Annotated in this window: 1 protein-coding gene; it reads left to right on the top strand. The window is 33.7% G+C overall.

All coding sequences use genetic code 11. The annotated features are described in order from the left end of the window. A partial coding sequence (locus tag RMT89_RS44050; protein ID WP_315889372.1) for a hypothetical protein occupies positions 1 to 258 on the top strand: 258 nt, incomplete at both ends.

Below are 258 nucleotides of genomic sequence, written 5' to 3' on the forward strand. Positions count from 1 at the left end.
CAATTATTCGGTTACGAATTCACATGTCGCCCTGTAGCAACTTATGATATTATCCGTGAAGTGGTAGAAAATGAATTAGATATCCGCTTATTTAACTCATGCAAAGGTTTGGAAGAATTCAAACGATTTTATAAAATGTTCCAATTAGTCCGCTTGATTGAAAGTGGGGAGATGGTCAAACTTACAAAAGATGACCCTGATTTTAAATTAGAACTATCAAAATTCTATGACAAAGTAATGAGCATGCAACACTTAGAT

Source organism: Streptomyces sp. P17 (assembly GCF_032436805.1).
Classification (GTDB): Bacteria; Actinomycetota; Actinomycetes; order Streptomycetales; family Streptomycetaceae; genus Streptomyces.